Genomic DNA, 6,569 nt, shown 5'->3' on the forward strand with positions numbered 1-6,569 from the left:
GAGCCGACGCATAATCCGAGATGAGGAGGCTTCGTTGTGCACACTCGTCGCCTCCTCATTCCTCTCGAAAAGATGCCTCGATAAGCCGCCGCTGTCACGTGGTTTCTCGCTTAGCTAAAGACGGATACTGTCCGGGGGTATCGAAGACCGTCGGATCGCGGTTTGCCGCAGCGAACCAGACACAGAGCTTGTCACCCGGTTCGACTGTCACACCGCCGACGTCGGTCTTAGTCGTCGCATATCGGCTCGCTGTCCGCACGGGCGAGCGGTACCGGAGCGTTTCCTCGATAGCGCCATTAAGCGCGTCCCGGTCCGACCGGACTGTCTCGAAGCAGCCCGCCTCGGTCATCGACCAGACACTGTTGTCGAATTCGGGCGACGGATCGGTTGAGGTGTCGGTCCGATCGAATTGGAACGACGAGGGAAGAGACACACCCCGCGTTGCCGCTGTATAGATTTGACGGGGGGTGATCGATTGGTTAGGGATGAGTGAACCGGGAGAGAGCAAACCGCAATACGCGGCCGTGACCGCTCAACGGACATCCTCTCGGTTGCTTCACCGTTCCAAGCGAGCGTGCTCGGTTTGCGAAGGTTGCATCAGACGTTTGCGGGGTTGAGTTATCGGTCTAGTAACTAACCTTAATTCTCTAGTAGATATCTTTAAGGCCCCTCAGTTCAAAAAGTCCCCCAAGTGTATTGAACGCAAACTCGTTCAATCGGTATTGAACGAAGCTCGTAGCTCGAGCCGAAGTGAGCCACCAGTTCGTCGTGCTTGCTTCGGTCCTGTGCTGGAACGCCTTGGTCCGTATCGGGGAAAATTCTCTCAAATCGATATCGAGACGAACGCCTCTTTCGAGATCGGTTTGGCTTCGTTTTGACTCCGTTCACCGCTGTGGAATCTCGAGGCGGACGGGTTCTCGTCTCACGGTCACTGCGCCGTTTTCGAACCCTCATTTCGACTCCCTCACCGTCGCCATGTTACAGCGGCAACGCGGGGTGTGTGTGTCCGCATACAGCGGCAATGAGGGGTGTGATTCTCCGCTTCCATCAACTCTTCCGCTAATTTCCAGTGCTTACAGCGGAATTCCGGGGTGCTCTTCTCGATTATCGTCTCGAGCAGTGATCGGTCGCAGACGTGCCCTATACAGCGGAACTACGGGGTCTCCTGTCATCGGTATACAGCGGAATTCCGGGGTCTTTTTCATTCCGCATACAGCGGAATTCCAGGGGCCCCTGTCATCGGTCTATACAGCGGAACTACGGGGTCTCTTCCCATCCGTTTATACAGCGGAATCACGGGGTCTTCTGTCGTCGGTATACAGCGGAATTCCGGGGGCCTTTTCATCGGTTTATACAGCGGAACCACGGGGTCTTTTTTCACCGGTATCCCATGGAACTACGCGATTCCCTTCGTTCCATATACAGCGGAACTGCGGGACCGTTCTTCTCCGTTCATACAGCGGTACCGCGGGGTTCCTTCGGTTCCATCACTACAGCGGAATTTCGAGGTCTTCTGTCACCAGTATACAGCGGAATTCCGGAGTCTCTTTCGCCCCGTATACAGCGGAACCCTGGGGTCTCTTCCGTCCCGTATACAGCGGAATTCTGGAGTCCTTTCAGTTCGCATACAGCGGAACCACGGGGTCCCTTCAGTTTGCACGCAACGAAACTCCGGAGTTTCATCCACCTTTCATACAGCGGAATTCTGGACTCTGCGTTCGGTCCATACAGCGGAACTCCGGGGTGTGATTATCAGGATATAGTAACTCAAACGGCTAATTTCCAATACATACAGCGGCAATGTGGTCCCGAACGTTTAAGCTATCTCAGCACGACGTTCCCGGTAGTGAATGTCCGATTCGGTAGACTACTTCGGGAGCGGTAACGAGATATTCCAGAACAAAGAGCTCCTGCAAGTCTCTCACCTCCCCGATGGCGATCGCATCATCGGTCGAGAGGACGAACTGACGAATCTCGCGAACGCGATCAAGCCGGCCACTCGAGGAAACACACCGAACAACGTCCTCGTCTATGGAAAGACTGGAACCGGAAAGTCCCTCTGTTCGAAGTTCATTACGAACCAGGCGATCGATCGCGCCGCGAACAACGACATCACCATCGGCGTGGCGTACGTCGATTGTTTGCAGGACTCCACGGAAACCCAGGCGGTCCAGTCCATCGGTCACCAACTCAATCGACCGACCGAAACGAACGTTTCGATTCCTCACTCCGGACTGAGCACGTCCGAATACTACCGACGCCTCTGGCAGATCGTCGATCACTGGTACGACGTCGCCCTGATAATTCTCGACGAGGTCGACAAAATCGAAGACGACGACATACTGATGCAGCTTTCTCGAGCGGTCGAATCCGGAAAGCTCACCGAGAGCACGGTCGGCGTGATCGGAATTTCGAACAAGGTACGGTACAAGGATTCTCTCGACGAGCGGATCAAATCCAGTCTCTGTGAACGCGAGTACGTCTTTTCACCGTACGATGCGACCCAAATCCAGGAAATTCTTCGATCGCGATCCGATGCGTTTCACGAGGGCGTTCTCGAGGAGGGCGTGATCCCCCGCGTATCCGCACTCGCCGCCAGAGAACACGGTGACGCACGGAAGGCGATCGACATCCTCAGGTTCGCAGGCGAAATCGCTGAGGAGAACGATTACGAGACGGTCACCGAAGCCTGCGTCGACCAGGCTCACGAACGCGAGGAAACGAGCCGGCTTGCCGAACTCATTTCGAAGAGCCCGAGTCACGCGAAACTGGTACTCGAGGCGATGGCGTTTCTCACGCAACAGAAAGGTGACAGCGACGCGCCCGTAACGACGAACGAAGTGTACGATCTGTACAAGCGACTGTGCGAACGCGACGAGTCCGACCACCTAAAACTTCGACGCGTGCGCGACATCCTCTCGGAACTCGAGTTCCTCTCGATCATCGAACAAGAGCGCAAGTGGGCTGGGAAGGGGAAAGGTAACTACATGGAGAATCGATTGATCGACGATCCCGAAGTCATCATCGCAGCTTGCAACGAATCCGACTGACATTCCCCTCGCCCTGAACAGTAGACGCCGAACCTAGATTTTCTCCTTGATTTTTCGGAACCGATCACGAACCCCGAGACGGTCTCGCGGGCACTTTCACTGAAAACGAGGGGTGTCTCGAAACTGAGCCGCCCGTCGGAATTTCGAGCGTCGAGATCTCGAGATTCGATCCACCCGTCCGAAAGACGGACTCCCCGAGAACCGACAGTCCCCCAAGAACCGACACCCCCTCAAGAACCGACGAACTCACCGTGAAAACTCGATGTCGTCCGCGTCCAGGTAACACTCAAATCGTGCACCACCGTCGCTTCCGGACGTAACGTTCAGCTCCCAGCCGTGAGCTTCGACGATCGTTCGGACGATCGAGAGCCCGTAGCCGGTACCATCCTCGCTCGTGGAATAGCCGGATTCGACAATTTTCTCGCGTTCTTCCGGCGGGATTCCCGGCCCGTCGTCTTCGACGAAGAATCCGCGTTCGTCCGGTAAGAAATCGAAGCGAACGGTAACGCTCGGGCCGCCGTGTTCGATCGCGTTGCGAAACAGGTTTTCGAACAGCTGCTGAAGACGGTCCGGGTCGGCCGACACGATCCCGTTGCACGTCGCCTCTAGCGTAGCGTCGCTCGTCTCGACGTTCCGCCACGCGTCGGCTACGACCCCTGAAAGATCGACCGATCGTTTCGTTCCGATTCGCCGTCCTTCTCGGGCCAACCAGAGGAGGTCGTCGATGATCCGTTCCATACGCCGGTTCGCCCGTTCGATCTCTTCGAGATGTCCGACGTCTCCCGTATTCAGTGCGAGCTCGAGGTGGCCGTTCGCGATTGTCAGTGGATTCCGAAGGTCGTGCGAGACGACGCTCGCGAACTCTTTCAATCGGCTGTTTTGCTCGCGAAGCGTTTCCTCACGATCGATCCTGTCGAGAACGCCGGTCAGCGTCGACGCGAGCACTTTCGCGAGCATCTCGTCAGTCTCGTCGAAGGCGTTTGTCGCTTTTGATCCGATCATGAGGACGCCGTGTTCTCCGAGCGAGAGTATCAGTTCGCTTCGGACGTCCGTGTCCGGATTGTACGCGTTGGGGTCGGTTCTGACGTCGTCGTACCGCCTGGATTCGCCCGTCTCGAAGACCTCCCACGCGATTCCCTCGCCAGATCGAAACGTCGGCTGTTCTTCAAAAGCCGTATCCGCTTTCTTCGACACTGCCGCCGGCTCCAGACGCTCGCTCGACTCGTCGTACAGATACACGCCGTGTAAGTCGAACTCAAGCAGCTCGGTCAACTGGTCGCTGACGACGTCACAGACCGCCACACTGGAGTCGGACTCCAGCCACTCCGTCGTCGCCTCGTACAGCGTTCGGAGACGTCGCTCGTACTGTTTACGGTCGGTAATCTCGGCGTTGATCGCGACGAACCGAACGATCGTTCCACTGTCGTCCGTAATCGGGGCGATCGTCTGATTGACGACGTATTTGGTCCCGTCCTTGCGTTCGTTGACGATCTCGTTTTGCCAGATGCTCCCGTCGAGGATGGTGCTCCACAGCTCTCGATAGAACGCTTTGTCGTGTTCACCCGATTTCAGCAGACGCGGCGTCCGTCCGATCGCTTCGTCGCCCCCGTATCCCGTAATCTCCTCGAACGCACCGTTGACGTAGCGTATCTCCCCGCTCGTGTCCGTGATGTAGACCGAGTGACCGGCGTGTTCGACCGCTTCTCGAAACGCCTCGAGTTTTAGCGCTTTTCGTTTCGAACCCCTCGTTTCGCTTACGATCGCAGCGGTGCGACCGGTTCCACCGTCCGTAACCCGTTTCAGGCGAACGTCGGCCCAGCACTGCGTACCATCGCGTCGCTCGAACGCCCACTCGAACCTGCGCGGTTGGTTTTCACCGTCGCCCCCTCGAGTCCAGTCGTCGATCGATCGATCCGACGTCGGCTGTCGAGACACGCTGAGATCGGCGATCGTCGAGGCACACGCGCGTTCGTACGAGTAGCCCCAGTCCTCGCGGACGATTCGATTGACGTCGATGACGTCGCCCGTTTTCGAGTCGTATACGATGATCGCGTCGTCGACCGCATCGACCAGTTCGCGCCTCGTTATCCGCGAGCGATAGCGATCGATCGCGGCTCGAATCCGCTCTGCGAGTCGTTCGTACCCACCAGCGTTCATCCTCACGTAGTCGGTTACCCCCGCCGACACGGCCTCGCTCGCGATCGCTTCGGAGCCGTCCGCGACGAACAGGACGAACGGGAGTTCCGAGCTGGTTTCCCGAACACGACGGAGAAACGAAACGCCGTCACGGTCGGGCAACTCGTACGTACTGACGATGCAATCCGGGCTCTCCCCGTCGAAAACTTCCAGCCCGTCGCGGACGCTCGAGGCTTCCAGTAGACGGACATCGGAAAGACGTTCCTCGAGTTCGTGGATGACCCGTGACCGTCGAGGTGCGTCCCCGTCGACGTAGAGGACGACCGTCATTTGTGCCGGATGCCGATCGTCATTCTATCCCCGCCATTCGTGCCGATCGAAATTCACCTTCGTACTGCCATAGCTCGACATTCTCTCCCTCATGATTCACACGCGTAGTCCATGCACGGCCTCTGTTCGTATAATACCTTTCAAAACACGACCGATAATTTATATTAATACACACAGTTATCCTCTGATCGGTATCAATCCGTCGTTCTCCTGATTATACCTCTGGTACCTAGTAGCTATGCATTTTCATCGAAATACAATAATATCGAGCCACCTTCTCACGACTGCCGGTCCGACCGCGATCTCACGAACTGTCCACGGATTCGATCGATCGGTAGAGGCTGGTTCAAATATACTACGCCGTGCTCTCTGCATAGTCGCTCCGTTGACTGGAGACGGCGACATCGTGGGCTGCGAGATAATGACCGACTCGAGACCGTCCGAGCATCGCCGGACATCGAAACGGCCGTTCGTGTGTTCGGTTCCACAATGCACCGAGATTCTCCCTCCGTATCGGCGACGACTACGGTCGACGCACGTTCACGTCAACGCTCGTCAGTCCGATTCGTGTATCCGTTCACTGTCGTCATTCATATATGATATTTTACTATAACAAATATTTTTTATATGGTCGCCGATTCGGTCTTCCGCCCATCGTTCGCTCGTGTCGCCGATCCTCGAGTCGGCGTCACGGTGTACTCTTCGATACGTGTCCGTCTGCTTCCTTTGGAATTTCATCGAGTTTGTGGAGTCGGGCTTTCATGATTCGGGTGTTCTCGACGGTTTCGACGGTGATGCGGACGCCGTCGTAGGTGATCTCTTCGCCCTCTTCGACGAGGCGGCCGGCGCGGTTGAAGATGAAGCCGGCGATGGTTTCGAACTCCTCGCCTTCGGGGAGGTCGATTTCGAGGGCGTCGTTGACGTCTTCGATGTTGACCTCGCCGCGGACGAGGACGGTGCGCTCGTCGAGTTCCTCGACGGGTTCGTCCTCGCCGGATTTGAGGATCTCGCCGACGATCTCCTCGATCATGTCCTCGACGGTCACCAGCCCCT

The 6,569-nt window shown here is 56.9% G+C and carries 4 protein-coding genes; 1 reads left to right on the forward strand and 3 read right to left on the reverse strand.

Annotation, left to right across the window (positions count from 1 at the left end):
• Window positions 1-94: 94 nt before the first annotated feature.
• Complete coding sequence (locus EA472_RS21550; RefSeq protein ID WP_124193521.1) at window positions 95-349, reverse strand: cytochrome P450; 255 nt, start codon at window positions 347-349, stop codon at window positions 95-97.
• A 1,501-nt stretch (window positions 350-1,850) separates the two neighbouring features.
• Here EA472_RS21550 and EA472_RS21555 point away from each other — a divergent pair.
• Window positions 1,851-3,050, forward strand: coding sequence for a Cdc6/Cdc18 family protein (locus EA472_RS21555; protein WP_124193522.1), 1,200 nt, complete (start codon window positions 1,851-1,853; stop codon window positions 3,048-3,050).
• Between the two features lie 246 nt (window positions 3,051-3,296).
• Here the strand turns inward: EA472_RS21555 and EA472_RS21560 are convergent, their stop codons facing one another.
• Both EA472_RS21560 and EA472_RS21565 read right to left on the reverse strand, forming a co-directional pair.
• Window positions 3,297-5,516: a PAS domain S-box protein gene (locus EA472_RS21560; protein ID WP_124193523.1), complete on the reverse strand. Its 2,220-nt coding sequence runs from the start codon at window positions 5,514-5,516 to the stop codon at window positions 3,297-3,299.
• 688 nt (window positions 5,517-6,204) lie between these two features.
• A partial coding sequence (locus tag EA472_RS21565) for a transporter associated domain-containing protein (RefSeq protein WP_279387196.1) occupies window positions 6,205-6,569 on the reverse strand: 365 nt, incomplete at its 5' end.

Origin of the sequence: Natrarchaeobius oligotrophus (assembly GCF_003841465.1) — an archaeon.
Classification (GTDB): Archaea; Halobacteriota; Halobacteria; order Halobacteriales; family Natrialbaceae; genus Natrarchaeobius; species Natrarchaeobius oligotrophus.

Coding starts and splice junctions, on each gene's coding strand:
- EA472_RS21550 (WP_124193521.1), bottom strand. CDS start 349: ATGACCGAGGCGGGCTGCTTCGAGACAGTCCGGTCGGACCGGGACGCG.
- EA472_RS21555 (WP_124193522.1), top strand. CDS start 1,851: ATGTCCGATTCGGTAGACTACTTCGGGAGCGGTAACGAGATATTCCAG.
- EA472_RS21560 (WP_124193523.1), bottom strand. CDS start 5,516: ATGACGGTCGTCCTCTACGTCGACGGGGACGCACCTCGACGGTCACGG.